The following is a 19,045-nucleotide window of genomic DNA, read 5'->3' as shown; positions in this document are numbered from 1 at the left end:
TAGGGCGACTTTGCGCCGTGATTCGGGGAACCTCCGCCGTCGACCCGGCGGCGAACGGGTTGTCGGACCCGACGGCTAACCTGGAGACCGTGGCAGACCCGTCGACTTACCGCCCCGCTACCGGGGCGATCCCCACCGATCCGGGCGTCTACAAGTTCCGCGACGCACACCGGCGAGTGATCTATGTCGGCAAGGCGAAGAACCTGCGCTCTCGGTTGACGTCGTACTTCGCCGACATCACCGGACTGCATCCGCGGACCCGGCAGATGGTCACGACGGCGGCGTCTGTCGAGTGGACCGTCGTCGGCACCGAAGTCGAGGCGCTGCAGCTCGAATACAACTGGATCAAGGAGTTCGATCCGCGGTTCAACGTCCGCTACCGGGACGACAAGACCTATCCGATGCTCGCGGTGACGCTCAACGAGACGTACCCGCGAGTGTTCGTCTACCGCGGCGCGCGCAAGCCCGGTGTCCGGTACTTCGGGCCGTATGCCCACGCGTGGGCGATCCGCGAGACTGTCGACCTCTTGACCCGTGTGTTCCCGATCCGCACCTGCTCCACGGGGGTGTTCCGGCGCAACGAGCAGATGGGGCGCCCCTGCCTGCTCGGGTACATCGACAAGTGCTCGGCGCCGTGTGTCGGACGGGTCGACGCCGACGAGCATCGAGCGATCGTCGACGACTTCTGCGACTTCCTCGCCGGCAAGACCGACGGTCTCATCCGTCGACTCGAACGTGAGATGACCAGCGCGGCCGAAGAACTCGATTTCGAACGAGCCGCGCGTCTGCGTGACGACACGTCCGCGCTGCGCCGTGCGATGGAGAAACAGGCGGTGGTGCTCGGGAGCGGCACGGACGCCGACGTGATCGCCATGGTCGGAGACGAACTCGAATCGTCGGTGACCATCTTCCACGTCCGCGACGGACGAGTCCGCGGAGAACGCGGCTGGGTGGTCGAAGTGCAGGAGAATGCGACACTCGCCGAACAGGTCGAGTCGTTCCTCACACAGTTCTACGGCGCCGAGTCGGACATGAGCTCCGGCATTCCCCGCGAGGTGCTCGTCCCGGCATTGCCCGACGACGTCGACCAGATGCAGGACTGGCTCACACAGCGGCGCGGCGCGCGAGTCGACATTCGCGTCCCGCAGCGCGGCGACAAGCGCAACCTGATGACCACCGTCGAACGGAACGCGTCCGACGCGCTCGCTCGCCACAAACTCCAGCGTGCGGGTGACCTGACGACCAGGTCGGCGGCACTGACCGAACTGCAGGAACACCTCGGCCTCGACGTCGCTCCGCTGCGCATCGAATGCATCGACATCTCGCACGTTCAGGGCACCGATGTCGTCGCGTCCCTCGTCGTCTTCGAGGACGGACTGCCCCGCAAGTCCGACTACCGGCACTACGGCATCAAGGAGGCCGCAGGGGACGGTCGCTCGGACGACGTCGCATCGATCGCCGAAGTCACCCGCAGACGTTTCCTCCGACACCGCGGCGGCGAGGCGACGCCGCCTCCTGTCGACGGGGACGAACCCGTTGCGATCGCGGCCGGCGAGGTCTCCGCCGAAGAGGGAAAGAAGCGCCGGTTCGCGTACCCGCCGAATCTGTTCGTGGTCGACGGCGGCGCACCCCAGGTGCACGCCGCCGCGGCAGTCCTCGAAGAACTCGGTGTCACCGACGTCGCGATCATCGGACTGGCCAAAAGGCTCGAAGAAGTGTGGGTTCCGGGCGATGATGAGCCGGTGATCCTGCCACGCAACAGCGAAGCGCTCTTCCTGCTGCAGCGTGTGCGCGACGAGGCGCACCGTTTTGCGATCACCTTTCACCGCAGCAAACGGAGCAAGCGGATGACCGCGTCGGCGCTCGACGGGATCCCGGGACTCGGAGCCACCCGTCGGACGGCGCTCGTCACCCATTTCGGATCGGTCGCCAACCTCAAGAAGGCGACGGTCGACGAGATCTCACAGGTGCCGGGGATCGGTGCAACCACCGCGCAGTCAGTGCGTGACGCGCTCAGCGCAGACGAGTCGACAAGGGAGGATGTGACCAGTGGGTGACAGTCATGGATCGACAGGGGAGGGTCCGGCGACGGTCCTGTTTGTCGCAGGCATGTCCGGCGCGGGCCGGACGTCGGTGGCGAATGTCCTCGAGGACGACGGGTGGTACGTCTCGGACAACGTGCCGGTGTCGCTGATCGGGCAACTGATCGAGATGGTGCGCAGCGACGAAGTGGGCGCGCGAAAGATCGCCCTTGTCGTCCGGGCAGGCGACCCGCAGTTCAGCGAACAGATCGCGGAACTGCGAGACGATCTCGAAGTGGGCGGCGCCCGTACGTCCATCGTGTTCGTGGACGCGTCCGACGACGTCCTCGTGCGACGGTTCGAACAGGTCCGACGCAGGCACCCGCTGCAGGGGAACGGGACGCTCAGCGAGGGAATCGCCGCCGAACGCGCGATGCTCGCCGGAGTTCAGGCGAGCGCGGGAACCGTGATCGACACCTCGAATCTGAGCTCCACTCGCCTGCGGGCCATCGTCGAGAGCACGTTCCCGAACGTCGGTGGAACGGGGCTGACAGTGGCGGTGCAGTCGTTCGGATTCAAGTACGGCCTGCCGATCGACTGCGACCTCGTGGTCGACGTCCGGTTCCTGCCCAACCCGTACTGGATTCCGGAGCTTCGCGAGCACAACGGTCTCGACCCGCAGGTGCGCGACTACGTCCTCGGCCAGGAGGACGCACTCGAGTTCATCAACCGATACGTCGACCTGGTGGGCATCGTAGCGCGCGGATACAAGCGCGAAGGCAAGGGCTACATGACGATCGGTGTCGGCTGCACGGGTGGCAAACACCGTAGCGTAGCGATGTCGCAGCAGCTTGCACGCCGGCTCGAAGAGGCCTCCGACGACGACGGTTCCCCGTTGTACAAGGTGCAGGTGACCAACCGCGACCTGGGACGCGAGTGACGACGCCGATCCGCGCGGCCGCTCTGGGCGGCGGTCACGGGCTCTTCAACACGATCACCGCGTTGCGGTACCTCACGCCCGACGTGACGGCGATCGTCACGGTCGGCGACGACGGCGGTTCGTCGGGCCGACTCCGCAACGAACTCGGCGGCATTCCGCCGGGTGATCTGCGCATGGCGTTGGCGGCCCTGATGGGCGCTCCCGCGGCGATCGATCACTGGAACGCTGTCGACCCGGCGGTGGCTCGCAGGCACAAGCGGTGGGCGCGCATCCTGCAGCACCGCCTCGGCGGGTATGGAGCGCTCGCCGGTCACCCGGTCGGCAACCTGATGTTGGCGGGTGTCGAAGAACTCACCGGCGACGTCGTCGAGGCGTTGGACGCGATGGTCGACCTGTTCGGGATCGACGGTCGGGTACTGCCGATGTCGACGGTGCCGCTTGTCATCGAAGCCGATGTCACGGGGCTCGAATCGGACCCGCGCGTCAGTCGGGTGATCCGCGGACAAGTGGCCGTGGCGACCACTCCCGGAACCGTCCGACGTGTGCGGGTCAATCCGTTCGAGCCCGTGGGATGCGACGAGGCGGCCGCCGCCATCATCGACGCCGACGTCGTCACGTTGGGTCCCGGATCATGGTTCTCCAGCGTGATCCCGCACGTACTCGTCCCATCCCAGGTCAGAGCGTTGAAGTCGACGAACGCACGGAAGGTTCTGTTCGTGAACCTGGCCAACGAGCCAGGGGAGACGACTGGTTTCTCCGTCGAGCGGCACCTGCACGTCCTGCATGCGCACGCAGACACCGTCGGAGTCGACGACGTGGTGGTCGATGCGGCGTCCGTGCCTGCAGGCGCGGAGCGAGATCACCTGGTGCGAGCAGCGGCGTCGTTCGGCGCCCGCCTGGTGGTCGCCGACCTGGCCGTGCCCGGAACTCACGAACACGACCCGCGTAAGTCCGCGAACACTCTGAGTCGCCTGCTGAGTGACCACTCGGACCGGTAAGGTCGACGGCACTACGGTTGACGCCCCCGAGGTTTGCTCGGGGTGTGCTGTCAGTACCCTGGGGGAGATATCACTTTGTTTATAGGAGGCGTCGACACGTGGCGATGACCGGTGCGGTCAAAGACGAGCTGAGCAGGTTGGCGGTCACTCAGATCAGCTGCCGCAAGGCGGAGGTCTCGGCGCTTCTGCGGTTCGCCGGCGGCCTTCACATTCAACAGGGGCGCGTGGTGGTCGAGGCCGAGGTCGATCTCGGCAACGTCGCCCGGCGTCTACGGCAAGAGATCCACGATCTGTTCGGGTATGCCTCCGACGTGCACGTTCTGCGGTCGGGCGGTGCTCGAAAGGGTGCCAGGTACATCGTTCGCGTCACAAAGGACGGTGAGGGCCTCGCCCGCCAGACCGGACTTCTGGACATGCGGGGTCGCCCGGTCCGCGGATTGCCCGCCCAGGTGGTCGGTGGCAGCGTCGGCGATGCCGAAGCCGCGTGGCGTGGTGCGTTCCTCGCGCACGGATCACTGACCGAGCCCGGCCGTTCGTCCGCGCTGGAGGTGAGCTGCCCCGGACCGGAGGCCGCACTCGCGCTCGTCGGCGCCGCCCGTCGACTCGGTGTGACAGCGAAGGCGCGCGAAGTGCGCGGAGCGGATCGCGTGGTCATCCGGGACGGTGAGGCCATCGGAGCGCTCCTGACGCGGATGGGCGCCCACGACACCCGTCTGGTGTGGGAAGAGCGCCGGATGCGCCGTGAGGTGCGGGCGACCGCGAACCGTCTCGCCAATTTCGACGACGCGAATCTGCGTCGTTCGGCGCGGGCCGCCGTCGCAGCCGCAGCCCGAGTGGAACGTGCGCTCGAGATCCTCGGAGACGAGGTGCCCGATCATCTGGTCGCGGCCGGCTCGCTGCGCGTCCAGCACCGACAGGCGTCGTTGGAGGAACTCGGCCAGCTCGCCGATCCACCGATGACAAAAGACGCGGTGGCGGGCCGAATCCGACGCCTGCTGTCGATGGCGGACAAGAAGGCCCGAACGGAAGGCCTGCCGGACACCGAATCGGCCGTCACCGCCGACCTGATGGACGACGCGTAGTCGGCTGGGCGTCTCGACTGCGCTCGACGGGCGGGGGACTGGGCGCTCGACGGGCGGGGACTGCGCGGCCGGTGGGGAGGATCTTGAGACCTTCTGGTGAACCGCGAGAGACGGACCACTAGGCTAGGGGCCAGCGGGTCGCGACACCCTCTCGACCCTTCACTCACCGCTTAAGGAGCACAACAGTGACTGTTCGCGTAGGCGTCAACGGCTTCGGCCGCATCGGCCGCAACTTCTTCCGTGCCGTGGATGCGCAGAAGGCGCTGGGCACCACCGACATCGAGATCGTCGCCGTCAACGATCTGACCGACAACGCGACTCTCGCGCACCTGCTCAAGTACGACTCGATCCTGGGTCGCCTGCCCCACGACGTGTCCCTCGAAGGCGATGACACCATCGTCGTCGGCGACCAGAAGATCAAGGCGCTCTCGCACCGCGGCCCGCTGTCCGAGCTTCCCTGGGGCGAGCTGGGCGTCGACGTCGTCGTCGAGTCGACCGGCATCTTCACCGACGCAGAGAAGGCCAAGGGCCACCTCGAGGCCGGCGCGAAGAAGGTCATCATCTCGGCTCCGGCCAAGGGTGAGGACATCACCATCGTCATGGGCGTCAACGACGACCAGTACGACGGCAGCCAGACCATCATCTCGAACGCGTCGTGCACCACGAACTGCCTCGGCCCGATCGCCAAGGTCCTCGACGACGAGTTCGGCATCGTCAAGGGTCTGATGACCACGGTCCATGCCTACACCCAGGACCAGAACCTGCAGGACGGCCCGCACAGCGACCTGCGTCGTGCGCGCGCCGCCGCCACCAACGTCGTCCCGACCGGCACCGGTGCCGCCAAGGCCATCGGCCTTGTCCTTCCGCAGCTTCTCGGCAAGCTCGACGGCTACGCCCTCCGCGTGCCGATCCCCACCGGTTCGGTCACCGACCTCACCGCCAACCTGGCGAAGCCGGCCACCGCCGCCGAGATCAACGCCGCCATGAAGAAGGCTGCGGAAGGTCCGCTCAAGGGCATCCTGAAGTACACCGAGGACCCGATCGTCTCGAGCGACATCGTCACCGACCCGCACTCGTCGATCTTCGACGCCGGCCTGACCAAGGTGATCGACGACCAGGTCAAGATCGTCTCCTGGTACGACAACGAGTGGGGCTACTCGAACCGCCTCGCCGACCTCATCGGCCTCGTCGCGAAGTCGCTCTGAATCCATGGCAGTCCGTACCCTGAAGGACCTCCTCGCTGACGGCGTCGAGGGACGCGGCGTGCTCGTCCGCTCAGACCTGAACGTTCCGCTCGACGGTGGTCAGATCACCGACGCGGGCCGCATCATCGCCTCGGCGCCCACCATTCGCCAGTTGGTGGAGGCAGGCGCCAAGGTCATCGTGACAGCGCACCTCGGACGCCCCAAGGGCGAACCGGATCCCGCGCTCTCGCTGGCGCCGGTCGCCGCGCGTCTCGCCGAAGAGCTCGGACGCAATGTCCAGCTCGCGGGCGACGTCGTCGGCAGCGACGCACTCGCGCGCGCTGAGGGACTCACCGACGGTGACGTCCTGCTGCTGGAGAACATCCGCTTCGATCCCCGCGAGACCAGCAAGGACGACGCCGAACGGGCTCAGCTCGCATCGGCGCTCGTCGAACTGGTCGGCGACGACGGCGCGTTCGTCTCCGACGGGTTCGGTGTGGTGCACCGCAAGCAGGCGTCGGTCTACGACGTCGCGAAGGTGCTCCCGGCGTACGCGGGCGACTTGGTCGCCACCGAGGTCGACGTCCTGGCGAAGATCACCGGCGACGTCGAACACCCGTACGCGGTGGTTCTCGGCGGTTCGAAGGTGTCCGACAAGTTGGCCGTGATCGAGGCGCTGGCCCCCAAGGTCGACACTCTGGTGATCGGCGGCGGCATGGCGTTCACGTTCATCAAGGCGCAGGGCAGCCCCGTGGGCGACTCGCTCCTGCAGGCCGACATGATCGACACCTGCAAGGATCTGTTGGAGCGCTTCGGCGACGTGATCCACCTGCCGCACGACATCGTCGTGGCCGACAAGTTCGCACCCGACGCGCAGACATCGATCGCGATGACAGCGGACGGTTTCACCGAGGGGATGGGTCTGGACATCGGTCCCGGCACCGTCGAGCGGTTCGCCGCCGTCCTCACCGGAGCCAAGACCGTGTTCTGGAACGGACCGTCGGGCGTCTTCGAGTTCGAGAAGTTCGCCGCCGGTACTCGCGGTGTGGCCGAGGCGATCGCCCAGGCCACGGCGAACGGCGCGTTCAGCGTCGTCGGAGGTGGCGATTCGGCTGCCGCCGTCCGTGCACTCGGACTGGCGGATGAGGCGTTCTCGCACATCTCGACCGGCGGCGGCGCGTCGCTGGAGTACTTGGAGGGCAAGGAACTTCCCGGCCTCTCCGTTCTGGAGGTCTGAGTCGTGGCTCGCAAACCCCTGATCGCAGGCAACTGGAAGTGCAATCTGAATCACCTCGAGGGCATCGCCCTGGTGCAGAAGATCGCCTTCGCGCTGCCGGAGAAGTACTTCGAGAAGGTCGACGTGACGGTGATCCCTCCGTTCACCGACATCCGCAGCGTCCAGACTGTCGTCGACGGCGACAAGCTCCTGCTCACCTACGGTGCGCAGGACGTCTCCGAGCACGATTCGGGTGCGTACACCGGTGAGATCAGCGGTGCCTTCTTGGCGAAGCTGGGCTGCACCTACGCTGTCGTCGGGCACTCGGAGCGTCGGACGCTGCACGGCGAGTCGAACGAGACGGTGTTGGCGAAGACCAAGGCGGCTCTCCGTCACGGTCTGACACCGATCGTGTGCATCGGCGAGGGCCTGGACGTCCGTGAAGCGGGCGACCACGTCACGTACAACGTCGAGCAGATCAAGGCGTCGCTGGCAGGCTTGTCGGCCGCCGACATCGCCAAGGTCGTCGTCGCGTACGAGCCGGTGTGGGCCATCGGCACAGGCCGGGTGGCCAGCGCCGACGACGCTCAAGAGGTGTGCGCCGCGGTGCGCGGTGCACTCGTCGAGCTCGCGGATCAGGCGACGGCGGACGGCGTACGAGTTCTGTACGGCGGCAGCGTGAACGCCAAGAACGTCGGCGACATCGTCGGCAAGGCAGACGTCGACGGTGCGCTCGTCGGCGGAGCATCGCTCAAGGCTGACGAATTCGCTCAGCTGTCGGCGATCGCCGCCGGTGGGCCGCTTCTCTGATCGCAGTACCCATCACGTAGACTGTGGCAGGTCGTCCCCGCACTGTCGGGGATGACCTGCCACACTACTTTTCCTCCACTGACAGGACAGACGACTCGTGACTCTCGCGCTCAACATCGGCCTGGTCATCACCAGCCTCCTGCTGATCGTGCTCGTGCTCCTGCACCGCGCCAAGGGCGGCGGCCTGTCGTCCCTGTTCGGCGGCGGCGTGCAGTCGAGCCTTTCCGGATCGTCGGTCGTGGAGAAGAACCTCGACCGCCTGACGGTGTTCGTCGGTCTGGTCTGGGTGATCCTGATCGTCGGTGTCGGCCTGAACATCAAGTTCGGCGGCTGACGAGCCTCGTTCATCAGCAAGGAGCCCGGCAGGTCCAGATCGGACCTGCCGGGCTCCTTCGTCTGTCAACGCTCGTCTACGGGCTGGGGGCGGTGAGTGCGGTGAACACCACTTCGGCGCGGAGAGTGAAACCGAGGTCCTCGTACAGCCGTCGGGCGGGGTTGTCCGCCGCGACGTGGAGAAACGGCGTCGACCCGGACGCGATGATGTTCGCCGCGACGTGCCGGACCAGGGCCGACGCGAGACCCTGCCCGCGTGCTGCGGGGTCCGTGCACACCGCGCTGATCTCAGTCCACCCGGGCAGGCGGAGTCGTTCACCTGCCATGGCCACGAGTGCTCCGTGCTGGCGGATGCCCAGATATGTACCGAGTTGCACCGTGCGGGCCAGAAACGGGCCGGGTTCGGTCCGATCGATGAGGTCGAGGATCTCCGGCACATCCGCTCCGGTCAGCACCACGCTGCGTTCGTCGCGGACAGCCTCTACACGATCGCCGACGTACTGGGCGCCGGCGCCTTCGAACGCAACCGACCATCCGGTGGGCGGTGTGATTCCGCTCGGCGAGCCGAACGCGACCACTCCGCCCGGCCCGACGAGTGTTGCGAGGTCGGTCCAGTCGTCCGCGGTCGGATCTGAGGGGATCGCGGTGAACGGGGAGACGTCCGTCGGATAGCGCACAGCTGCGCCCACCCGTTCGGCGAACCCGCTGTGCGGTCCGTTGAGCGCCGCGAAAGCAGGATTGTCGAGGATGCTCGTGTCGACAGCCGTCACCGCCGGGCCCACTCGTCGGCCAGCAGCTCGTACGAGCGGACCCGCTCGGCGTGCCCATGGGTGATCGTGGTGATCACCAGTTCGTCGGCTGCGGTCGCATCCCGCAAGCGTTCGAGATGGTCGGCGACCTCGACGGCGGTGCCGACGAATCTGGTGTCGACGCGGTCGGCGACGAGTGCCGCATCGTCGTCGGTCCACGGGAGGGCCCGGGCCTGGGCTGGCGTCGGATACTCGATGGCGCCCTGCAGGGTGCGGATGCTGCGGACCCACGGCCCGTAGCCCTCGGCGAGCTCAACCGCGTCGTCGTGGGTCGGTGCGACGACGACGTCAGCCGAGACGCTCACATACGGCTGGTCGAGGACTCTGGACGGGACGAACGCCGATCGATACGCGTCGACGGCGTCGAGAACGGTACCCGGACTCACGTGATAGTTCGCGCCGAATCGAAGCCCGTTCGTACCCGCCACGGTCGCGCTCTCGCCTGCGCTCGACCCGAGGATCCACACCTGCAGGTCGGCGCCTTCGCCGGGGACCACGTGAGCCTCCTGATCGAGTTCATCGCGGAAGGTCCCAGCGATGAGAGCGAGGATGTCGTCGACCTGTTCGGTGTAGTCCTGCGGGGTTGCGCCGGGCAATTGGAGAAGCCGCTGGATCAAGCCGATTCGAGGATTGTCGAGAAGGCTCGCAAACGAGAACGGCTCTGGAACCCGGAGACCGTTTTCTGTCCGTCCGTCGACGATCTCGCGAGCCGGAGGAGCCGTCGTCGCCAACACCTTCGGGGGCTTGCCGCCGGACCTGCCGAGTCCGAGGTCGATGCGGCCAGGGTGCAAGGCGTCGAGCAGGCCGAACTCCTCGACGGTCGACAAGGCGGTTCGGTGGCCGAGTTGCACCGCGGCGGTACCGATGCGGATGGTCGACGTCGCAGCGGCGGTCAGCGCCAAGACCACAGCGGGCGATGTCCCGGCGACCCCCGGATTCAGATGATGCTCGGCGAACCAGTATCTGCGGTAACCGAAGCGTTCCGCCTGCTGCGCCAGGTCGATCGTGTTGTGCAGGGCGTCGGCCGCCGTCGATCCGGTGGATATCGGCACGAGGTCGAGGACGGACAGGTCGGTGGTGGTCATGAGGCGGCCTCTCGGCTGGTGGTCGGTTCGGGACGCGTGAGGCCGAGGTGGTCTCGCAGTGTGGTGCCGTCGTAGTCGGTCCGATAGACGCCCCACTCCTGCAGGATCGGGATCACCTTGTCGACGAACGGGGTGAGGCCTCCCGGCGTGATGTGCGGGGCGAGGATGACGCCGTCCGCGGCGTCCGACTGGACGAGTTCGTTCAACTGGTGAGCGACGGTCTCCGGTGAGCCGACGAGTCCGCCGCGGTGGAAGGCCTTTGCGACGACCTCTCGAGCCGACAGCCCTTCTGCGGCTGCGATGGCCCGCCACTGTTCCGCGACCTCCGCGGCTTCGCGTCCGAGCATGCGGACGCTCGCGCGTCCCTTGGACACCGTGGACTCGCCTTCGACAGGGTCGAACGACGGGAACGACCCGTCGGCGTCGAAGTCGGGCAGTGCGACGTTCCAGAGCTGTTCGATGAACCGGGTCGCGGTGGCCGCAGACACCTGGGCGAGGCGAACCCTGGCGGCGGCGTCGGCGGCTTCCGCATCGGTGTCGCCGAGCACGAAAGTGACTGCGGGAAGAATCAGCAGTTCGTCACGACGGCGACTGTACTTGGCCAGCCGCCGCTTCACATCGGCGTAGAACCTCGTGCCGGTCTCGAGATCGCCGTGCCGAGAGAAGATCGCATCGGCTTGAGCCGCCGCGAACTCGCGGCCGGCGTCGGAGTCGCCTGCCTGGAAGACAACCGGTCGACCTTGCGGGGACCGCGGCACGTTGAATCGTCCTTCGATGTCGAAGAACCGGTCGTGGTAGGAATATGCGCCCGCGTCTGGGCGGCGCAGGAAGCGCCCTGCCGCCTTGTCGGCGATCACGTCGTCGTCCCGCCACGAGTCCCACAGGGTCTGCGCGGCGGACAGGAACGATTCGGCGCGACCGTACCGATCCTCTTCGGCGAGAAAGCCGCCGCGCCGGAAGTTCTCTCCGGTGAACTCGTCCCAGCTGGTGACGACGTTCCAGGCCGCTCGACCGGCGGAGAGATGGTCGAGGGAGGCGAATTGACGCGCCACCTCGTACGGTTCGTTGAACGTCGAGTTGATGGTGCCGGCGAGGCCGAGACGATCGGTGACGGCGGCTAGTGCGGACAGAATCGTGAACGTGTCGGGTCGTCCGACGACGTCGAGATCGTAGATCTGTCCGTTCTGCTCACGAAGGCGTAGGCCTTCGGCGAGGAACAAGAAGTCGAACTTGCCGCGCTCCGCCTCCTGCGCGAATGTGCGGAAACTGTCGAACTCGATGTGGCTGCCAGCCTCCGGGTCGCTCCACACGGTGGTGTTGTTGACCCCGGGGAAGTGCGCGGCGATGTGGATCTGCTTGACGGGTTCGGAGTGTGCTGTGGTGGACATGGAATCTCCTGTCTACGAATGTGCGGTCGCGTAGCGGTTGGTCGGGCGTGGCAACCCCAGCAGTCCACGCAAGGTCGACGACTTCGGGTACTCGGACCGGAACGCTCCGCGCCGCTGAAGTTCGGGGACCAGACCGTCGACGATCCGATCCAGATCGGTCGGGAGCGTCCCGGGCCGTAGCCGGAATCCGCTGAGCCCTGCCGACTGACGCTCGATCAGCAGGTCGGCGAGACCGGCCGCCGTGCCGACGAACACCGGAGCGTCGCTGCGGAACGCCGCTCCCGCGGCATCGTCGAGCCGAGCGACGCGCTCGTGCGCATCGTGGTCGGTGTCGTCGAGGAAGACGACGAGGTCAGCGAACACATGGATCGTCTCGCCGTTGCGGCCCGCTGCCGCCGCGGCGGCGTGGATCGTCGCGACACTGTCGGCGGCGTCTTCCTGGGTGCTCGGAGTGATCAGCCCGATGTCCGCGGACTCGCCGATGAGCTCCAGGCCACGGGGCAGATGTGCGAGAGCTGTGACGGGCGGTTGCCCCTGCGGTGGGCGTGGGGTGATCGACGGTCCTTTCACCGAGAAGTTCGCACCCGCGAAGTCGACGTAGTGGAGCTTGTGTCGGTCGATGAATCGGCCGGTCGCGACGTCGCGGATCTCGGCGTCGTCCTCCCAACTATCCCAGAGACGACGGACGACCTCGACGTAGTCGGCGGCCTCCTCGAACAGCGCCGACTCTGCGGTGTCGAACTCGTCGGTGCCGACATCGTCGATGCGAAGGTGGGGTAACTGCCGTCGACCCACGTTGGCGTTCGCCTGCGGCGCCGCAGCGACCTGGACTCGCAGCCCGGCTCGGCCGCTGCTCACGTAGTCGAGTGTGGCGACTGCCTTGGACAGGTGGAACGGTTCGGTGTGGGTGACGACAGCTGTCGGAACGAACCCGATCGAGGTCGTGGCCGGGGCGACACGGGCCGCGATCTCGACAGCGTCCAACCGTCCGCGCACCCGGTCGGTGCGTTCGTCGGGTGAGAAGGGGTCATCGGACTGGACGGCCAGGGCGTCTTCGACGGTGACGAAGTCGAGCAGTCCCCGTTCGGCGGTTCTGGCGAGGTCGATCCAATAGGCGGCGTCGAACAGGTCGTCCGGCCGGGCCTGCGACTCGCGCCATGCGGCGGGATGCCAGCCCGCGCCGTCGAGGGCGACGGCGAGATGCAAGTGATCAGTCATGGTGGTGGGGCTCCTCGTTGTGCGCGCGTACGTCAGAACGTCGACGCGTCAGAAAGTCGTGGCGGGATTGAGTTCGGAGCGCTCGATCTTGTTGCCCGGGACATTCCACTTGTCGAAGATCTTCTGGTAGTCGCCGGTTGTGATGAGTTGGTTCACGGCGTCCACGATTGCGGGCGCGATGGGCGATCCCTTGGACGCGATGAAGCCCACTGGCGACTTGTAGATCTCACCGAGGTACCGCGTGTGGGGGATCCTCGACTCCGCGTACTGCAGGGCCAGCGACGGCCCGAAGTAGAGGTCGAGCTTGCCGTTCTGCAGTCCGAGGGTGATCGGTGCGGAGTCGGTGAAGTACTGGACGGTCCAGTCGGGCTTGCCGATCTTCTTGCAGGCGTCGGCGTTCTGTTCGAGCAGAGTCTGGAACGACGATCCCGGGGCGGTGCCGATCCGGTATCCGCAGGCGTCGCTGATCTGCGTGAACTTGTCCTGTGTCACCTTCTCGGCGCCGAGGAACCCTTGTCCGTCGGTGACGAAGGTCGCGAAGTCGACGACTTTCTCCCGGTCCTTCGTCACACTGAAATTGGCCTGGCCCACTTGGTATCGGCCGTTCTGGATGCCGGGCAGGATCGACGGGAACGTTCCGTACTGGTAGTCCGCCGTGAGGCCGAGCACCTTTGCGACGGCGTCGGTGAGGTCGCGGTGGAGCCCGACCGGCTCGCCGTCGACCTCTCCGCCGATAGGCAGGGAGGCGAGTCCTGGAGTCTTGATGGTGCCTATCGTGAGCTTGCCCGATGACCGGACGTCGGCCGGCAGCTTCGAGGCGATGGCATCGACCTTCGCGATGCCGGACACGACGTCTTGCGTGGGCACGGCGGGTGCGTCGCCGCCGGCGTCGGTGCTGGGATCGTCGGATGAACCGCAGGCGGTCAGGGCGAGTGATGCGGCCGCGAGAAGGGCTGCAGTCGCCGATGCGAAGCGGACCGAGCGGCGTCGGGAACGTGAAATGGGCATGGTGGAGCCTTTCGCGGAAGGGTGAATCGGGGGAGACGGGGTGGGGTTCAGAGAACGGCCGACACGAACGACCGGGTGCGTTCGTTGACCGGTGCGAGGAGCACGTCGTCGGGCGGTCCGGATTCGACGATCCTGCCGTCCTCGAGGAACACGACGGTGTCGGCGACCTCTCGGGCGAAGCCCAGCTCGTGAGTGACGATCAGCATCGTCATGCCATCGGCGGCGAGGTCGCGGATCACCGACAACACCTCTCCGACGAGTTCGGGGTCGAGCGCGCTGGTCGGTTCGTCGAACAGCATCAGGTTCGGACGCTGCGCCAGAGCCCGGGCGATGGCGACGCGCTGCTGTTGGCCGCCCGACAGTTGGCGCGGGTACGAGTCTTCGCGCCCGGCGAGTCCGACTCGCTCGAGAAGCTCTGAAGCATGGCGCAGGGCGTCGCGCCGGGACCCGCCTGCGGCGACAGGGCCCTCGATGATGTTCTGGGCAACGGTCCGGTGTCCGAACAGGTTGAACTGCTGGAAGACCATTCCAATCCGAGCGCGCTGCGCCGCGATCTCGCGAGACGGGCGTTCGCGGAGGCGTCCGCCGACGTGCCGATATCCGATGATGTCGCCGTCGACCTCAACGAATCCCGCGTCGGGCTTCTCGATGTGATTCACGGTGCGGAGCAGTGTCGACTTGCCCGATCCCGACGGACCGAGGAGCACGGTGACTTCGCCCTCGTTCACGTCGAGGTCGACGCCTCGCAACGCCGGGTGTGCCCCGAATGACTTGGTGAGTCCACGCACGCGGACCAGCGGGCGGCTCATGCCTTGCCTCCAGCTGTGCGGCGCTGAAGTGGCCCGAACAGTGGCAGGTTGTCGCGGAACGTCTGAGCGAACGACGACGGCTGCTGTCGACGGCGGCCCCGGTTGTAGTGGCGTTCGACGAAGTACTGGCCGATCGACAGGATGGTCGTGAGGATGATGTACCAGACCGTCGCCACCAGGAGCAGCGGGATGACGAGGTAATTCTGCTGGTAGATGAGCTGTGTCGAGTACAGGAGATCCTCGACCGCGATCACGCTCACGATGGACGTGGCCTTCAGCAGTCCGATCAACAGGTTTCCGGTCGACGGAACGATGGCCGGCATGGCCTGCGGCAGCACGATCCGCCAGAAGATCCGGACCCGGCTCAGGCCGATCGACTGCGCCGCTTCGGTCTGGCCCTCGTCGACCGACAGCAGTCCGCCGCGAACGATCTCGGCGGAGAAGGCTGCGACGTCGAGTGTCAGAGCGATGAACGCCGCGACCACCCCGGTGATGAGCGTGGCGGTGTCGAATGTGACAAAACTCGGGCCGAATGGGACGCCGATGGAGAGTTGGGGGAACAGCGACGCCAATTGGAACCAGAACAACAGCTGGACGAGGGGCGGGACAGACCTGATCAACCAGACGTACCCGAAGCTGATCGACGACAGTACCGGGCTCGATGAGAGTCGCATCGCCGCCAGGAGGACGCCGAGCGCGAAGCCGACGACCATGGTGGCGGCCGTCAGCCACAGAGTGAGCCACAGGCCGTTGAGCACAGACGAACTCGTGAAGTAGTCGCCGACGACGTCCCACTGGAACCTGTCGTTGGTGACGAGGGTGTGCACGAGCATCGCGGTCAGTACCAGCACGATGCCGGTGCCGACCCATTGCCACGGATGGCGTGCGCCGACTACCGGAGCGGCGAGGAGTTCGTCGTCGCCCGGACGGCTCACGGGGCCGACCGATCCGGGAGACGACGGGGATATGACAGCAGTCACGGGGGAGTCCTTACTGAGTTTTGCGCTTACCGAGGCGCAGGGAGCGCACGGTCGGGTTCTCACCTGGAGCACCCCGCCGCACAGTGGAGGGTTGCCGGCCAGCAAGCCAGGGCTTGTCGCTGACGCTCGTAACCGGATACGACCGTAAGCCGACAGCGGACGAAGACGGAGACTAAGGCGCACGCTGCGTCGAATAGCTGCCGGATCGTCAGGCGCAGAGGTACATTCGCCGTGCTCTCCATCCCGTGCCGCCGAGCTCGTGCTGAGCGAGCCTGCGAGTCGAAGTGCGCCATCGCGCGTAGGTTGAGGACATGACACCCGAGCGGCATCACGATTCCGAAGCGATCGCGCGGGCGATCGCAACGCCGATGGTCGACCGGATTCGCGTCGACGACACCGGTAGGTCGGCGACTGAACCACTGCGTGACGACATCCGCTTCCTCGGCGGACTGCTCGGCGAAGTGATCCGATCCCAGGCCGGCGACGATGTGTTCGACCTGGTCGAGGACTCACGGCGGGATGCCTTCGGCATCCGATATCAGGACGTGTCCCGCGACGACCTGGCGGAGCGGTATATCGGAAGAGACGTGTCGGAACTGATGCCGGTGATCCGCGCGTTCACCAACTTCGCACTGCTGGCCAACCTCGCCGAAGACCTGCACCGTGAACGACGGCGACGGATTCATCTGATCGCCGGGGACCCGCCGCAGGCGTCGTCGCTCGGGGCGACGTTCGCTCGACTGGCCGACGCCGGCCTGGACGACGAGCGGGTGCATCGGTTGATCGCCGACGCCAATGTGGTCCCTGTGATCACTGCCCATCCCACTGAGACCCGCCGCAAGAGCGTGTTCGATGCTCAGAACCGCATCAACGAACTCATGCGAGTCCGCGGGCGGACCGAGTTGACCGCAGATGAGGAGTCGGCGGTCACTCGGGAGATCTCCCGCCACATCCTGATGCTGTGGCAGACGGCGCTCATCAGGATGCGACGCCTGACGATCAGCGACGAGATCACCACTGGCCTCCGTTACTACGGCGCCTCGTTCTTCGACGTGATCCCGGCGTTGAACAACGACGTCAGAGAGTCGCTTCAAGCGGCCTTTCCGACTGCCGGCCTCGACACGTCGATCATCACCATGGGCTCGTGGATCGGTGGAGACCGCGACGGCAATCCGTTCGTCACCGGCGACATCGTGACCGAGGCGACGTCGGCGGCCGCAGCCACCGCGATGCGGCATCACCTCGACGAGCTCACCGCCCTGCATCAAGAGCTCAGCATGTCTGTGCGTCTGATCAGTGGTGTGACCGACGAACTGTCGGCCCTCGGTGAGGGATTTGCGCCCGAGACCCCGGACGGTGTGGACGACGAGCCGTTCCGGTCGGCTGTGACCGCTGTCCGCTCACGGCTGCTGGCGCGTGCCGACGCGACCCTGGGCAGCGACGTCGTCGCACCGACCGATCGATACCTCGCGGCAGACGCGGAGCCGTACGCCGACGCGGCGGAGTTCCTCGCCGACCTCGACGTGATCGACGCCGCCCTGCGAGCGGTCGTGGACGACGCGATCGCCGACGACCGTCTCGCGGCGCTCCGAGAGGCGGTCCGCACGTTCGGATTCCATCTGTCCGGGCTGGACATGCGGCAGAACTCCGAGACCCACGAAGAGGTTGTCGGCGAACTGCTCGCGTGGGCTGGCGTGTGTGACGACTACGCGGCCCTCGACGAGGACGAACGAGTCGAGGTGCTGGCCGCGGAGCTCACGTCGCGCAGGCCGCTGACCAGTCCTGATGCTCAACTCAGCGAACTCGCGGTGAAAGAGCTGGGTGTGGTGCACGCGGCGGCGGCCGCGGTCGAGCGCTTCGGACCGAAGGCCGTGCCGGTGTACATCATCAGCATGTGCCAGTCCGTCTCAGACATGTTCGAGGCGATGATCCTCCTCAAGGAGGCCGGTCTCTACGACGCCGGCGACGGCTCACCGGCGTGCAGCGTCCGGGTGGTCCCGCTGTTCGAGACCATCGAGGACCTTCAGGCCGGCGCGGGCATCCTCACTTCCGCGTTGGGTGTGCCGTTCTACCGCGAACTGATCCGGTCCCAGGGCGACCTCCACGAAGTGATGCTCGGCTACTCCGACTCCAACAAGGACGGCGGCTACCTGGCGGCCAACTGGGCGCTGTACCGCGGGGAGCTCGACCTGGTGGACGCCGCTCGCACCGCAGGCGTCCGACTCCGGCTCTTCCACGGCCGCGGCGGAACGGTCGGTCGCGGCGGCGGCCCGAGCTACGACGCGATCCTCGCGCAGCCACCGGGTGCGGTCCAAGGGTCGCTGCGGCTCACCGAGCAGGGCGAGATCATCGCCGCGAAGTACGCCGAGCCGGTCCGGGCCCGGCGAAACCTGGAGTCGTTGGTCGCCGCGACGCTCGAATCGTCCCTGCTCGACGTCGAGGGCCTCGGTGACGAGTCCGCCGAGGCCTACCGTGTGTTCGATGAACTCGCCGCGTCCGCACGTGCCGCTTACTCGCGACTGGTGCATGACACGCCGGGGTTCGTCGAGTACTTCACCGCATCGACACCGTTGTCGGAGATCGGCGCCCTGAACATCGGAAGCCGCCCGACGTCGCGGAAGCAGACCACCGCGATCTCCGACCTGCGAGCGATTCCGTGGGTGCTGTCGTGGACTCAGTGCCGGGTGATGCTGCCGGGCTGGTACGGAACGGGAACCGCGTTCGCCGAGTGGATCGGTGACGACCCCGATCGCCTCGCCGTTCTCTCCGACTACTACCGTCGCTGGCCGTTCTTCCGGTCGGTCATGTCGAACATGGCGCAGGTCCTCGCGAAGAGCGACATGGGGCTGGCGTACCGCTACGCGCAGCTGGTGCCCGACGTCGAACTCCGGGACCGGGTCTTCACTATGATCGTCGACGAGCACGAACGCACCATCGCGATGTGCGCGGCGATCACCGGCACTGACGATCTCCTCGCCGACAACGATGCGCTGAAGCGTTCGGTCGTGAATAGATTCCCGTACCTCGAACCGCTCAATCTGCTCCAGGTGGAACTGCTTCAACGATTCCGCGCAGGCGACGACTCACCACAGATCCGGCGCGCCATCCAACTCACCATGAACGGACTGGCGACGGCTCTGCGTAACAGCGGCTAGCAGTCGGCC

At 66.6% G+C, this 19,045-nt stretch carries 16 protein-coding genes and 1 riboswitch; of the genes, 9 read left to right on the top strand and 7 right to left on the bottom strand.

What is annotated here, in order from left to right; translation table 11 throughout:
- The first annotated feature begins 89 nt into the window (after nt 1–89).
- From uvrC to secG, 8 genes are all read left to right on the top strand, one after another.
- A complete protein-coding gene (gene uvrC / locus WFK36_RS09200; protein WP_336791921.1) occupies nt 90–2,057 on the top strand; it encodes an excinuclease ABC subunit UvrC in 1,968 nt (655 codons plus the stop codon).
- A complete protein-coding gene (rapZ, locus tag WFK36_RS09195; protein WP_336791422.1) occupies nt 2,050–2,961 on the top strand; it encodes an RNase adapter RapZ in 912 nt (303 codons plus the stop codon). The genes uvrC and rapZ overlap by 8 nt, the downstream gene beginning before the upstream one ends.
- Nucleotides 2,958–3,959: a gluconeogenesis factor YvcK family protein gene (locus WFK36_RS09190; protein ID WP_336791421.1), complete on the top strand. Its 1,002-nt coding sequence runs from the start codon at nt 2,958–2,960 to the stop codon at nt 3,957–3,959. Before rapZ ends, WFK36_RS09190 begins: the two co-directional genes overlap by 4 nt.
- 104 nt (nt 3,960–4,063) lie before the next feature.
- Nucleotides 4,064–5,041, top strand: coding sequence for a DNA-binding protein WhiA (gene whiA / locus WFK36_RS09185; protein WP_174316864.1), 978 nt, complete (start codon nt 4,064–4,066; stop codon nt 5,039–5,041).
- A 185-nt stretch (nt 5,042–5,226) separates the two neighbouring features.
- A complete protein-coding gene (gene gap / locus WFK36_RS09180) occupies nt 5,227–6,246 on the top strand; it encodes a type I glyceraldehyde-3-phosphate dehydrogenase (protein WP_008377919.1) in 1,020 nt (339 codons plus the stop codon).
- Between the two features lie 4 nt (nt 6,247–6,250).
- Nucleotides 6,251–7,462, top strand: coding sequence for a phosphoglycerate kinase (locus tag WFK36_RS09175; protein ID WP_336791420.1), 1,212 nt, complete (start codon nt 6,251–6,253; stop codon nt 7,460–7,462).
- A 3-nt stretch (nt 7,463–7,465) separates the two neighbouring features.
- Entirely contained in the window at nt 7,466–8,251 is a 786-nt protein-coding gene (tpiA, locus tag WFK36_RS09170) for a triose-phosphate isomerase (protein WP_336791419.1), read from the top strand.
- Nucleotides 8,252–8,348: 97 nt separating this feature from the next.
- Nucleotides 8,349–8,585, top strand: coding sequence for a preprotein translocase subunit SecG (gene secG, locus WFK36_RS09165; RefSeq protein WP_008377913.1), 237 nt, complete (start codon nt 8,349–8,351; stop codon nt 8,583–8,585).
- Nucleotides 8,586–8,661: 76 nt separating this feature from the next.
- Here the strand turns inward: secG and WFK36_RS09160 are convergent, their stop codons facing one another.
- The 7 genes from WFK36_RS09160 to WFK36_RS09130 are packed head-to-tail and all read right to left on the bottom strand — an operon-like array spanning nt 8,662 to nt 15,881.
- Entirely contained in the window at nt 8,662–9,354 is a 693-nt protein-coding gene (locus WFK36_RS09160; RefSeq protein WP_336791418.1) for a GNAT family N-acetyltransferase, read from the bottom strand.
- Nucleotides 9,351–10,478: an LLM class flavin-dependent oxidoreductase gene (locus WFK36_RS09155; protein ID WP_336791417.1), complete on the bottom strand. Its 1,128-nt coding sequence runs from the start codon at nt 10,476–10,478 to the stop codon at nt 9,351–9,353. Before WFK36_RS09155 ends, WFK36_RS09160 begins: the two co-directional genes overlap by 4 nt.
- Nucleotides 10,475–11,866, bottom strand: coding sequence for an NtaA/DmoA family FMN-dependent monooxygenase (locus WFK36_RS09150; protein WP_336791416.1), 1,392 nt, complete (start codon nt 11,864–11,866; stop codon nt 10,475–10,477). Before WFK36_RS09150 ends, WFK36_RS09155 begins: the two co-directional genes overlap by 4 nt.
- 12 nt (nt 11,867–11,878) lie before the next feature.
- Nucleotides 11,879–13,084: an LLM class flavin-dependent oxidoreductase gene (locus tag WFK36_RS09145; protein ID WP_336791415.1), complete on the bottom strand. Its 1,206-nt coding sequence runs from the start codon at nt 13,082–13,084 to the stop codon at nt 11,879–11,881.
- Nucleotides 13,085–13,132: 48 nt separating this feature from the next.
- Nucleotides 13,133–14,092 (bottom strand): transporter substrate-binding domain-containing protein, encoded by a 960-nt coding sequence (locus WFK36_RS09140; protein WP_336791414.1) that lies wholly within the window; start codon nt 14,090–14,092, stop codon nt 13,133–13,135.
- 47 nt (nt 14,093–14,139) lie between these two features.
- Complete coding sequence (locus WFK36_RS09135) at nt 14,140–14,901, bottom strand: amino acid ABC transporter ATP-binding protein (RefSeq protein ID WP_336791413.1); 762 nt, start codon at nt 14,899–14,901, stop codon at nt 14,140–14,142.
- On the bottom strand, nt 14,898–15,881 hold the full coding sequence (locus tag WFK36_RS09130; protein WP_336791412.1) for an amino acid ABC transporter permease: 984 nt from the start codon (nt 15,879–15,881) through the stop codon (nt 14,898–14,900). Before WFK36_RS09130 ends, WFK36_RS09135 begins: the two co-directional genes overlap by 4 nt.
- Nucleotides 15,882–15,898: 17 nt before the next feature.
- A riboswitch (SAM riboswitch) is annotated at nt 15,899–16,015 on the bottom strand.
- A 177-nt stretch (nt 16,016–16,192) separates the two neighbouring features.
- On the opposite strand from WFK36_RS09130, the gene ppc reads away from it, so the two are divergent.
- Nucleotides 16,193–19,036 (top strand): phosphoenolpyruvate carboxylase, encoded by a 2,844-nt coding sequence (gene ppc, locus WFK36_RS09125; protein ID WP_336791411.1) that lies wholly within the window; start codon nt 16,193–16,195, stop codon nt 19,034–19,036.
- Nucleotides 19,037–19,045 lie beyond the last annotated feature (9 nt).

Source organism: Gordonia malaquae (assembly GCF_037148075.1).
Taxonomy (GTDB): Bacteria; Actinomycetota; Actinomycetes; order Mycobacteriales; family Mycobacteriaceae; genus Gordonia; species Gordonia malaquae.
The sequence above is the reverse complement of the archived record's forward strand: the minus strand, read 5'-3'. Positions and strand labels throughout refer to the sequence as shown.